The 328-nt window shown below is 47.3% G+C and carries 1 protein-coding gene; it reads right to left on the bottom strand.

Features of this window, described 5'->3' with window-relative positions; genetic code table 11:
• The coding region (locus D0T57_RS02610) for a hypothetical protein (RefSeq protein WP_368666894.1) at window positions 1–328 on the bottom strand (328 nt) is incomplete at both ends.

Genomic DNA, 328 nt, shown 5'->3' with positions numbered 1-328 from the left:
TCAGGCAATGATGTTATCTGTGTACCGCGTAGGTCGAGAGAACCACCGACAGTTAAGTTATCAGGCAATGATGTTATCTGTGTACCGCGTAGGTCGAGATAACCTCCGACAGTCAAGTTATCAGGAAGTGAAGTAATCTGTGTGCCGCGCAGGTCGAGAGAACCACCGACAGTTAAGTTATCAGGCAATGATGTTATCTGTGTGCCGCGCAGGTCGAGAGAACCACCGACAGTTAAGTTATCAGGCAATGATGTTATCTGTGTACCGCGTAGGTAGAGATAACCTCCGACAGTCAAGTTATCAGGAAGTGAAGTAATCTGTGTGCCTT

This window comes from Dysgonomonas sp. 511, assembly GCF_010501105.1.
Classification (GTDB): Bacteria; Bacteroidota; Bacteroidia; order Bacteroidales; family Dysgonomonadaceae; genus Dysgonomonas.
This window is presented reverse-complemented; position numbering and strand designations above follow the sequence as displayed.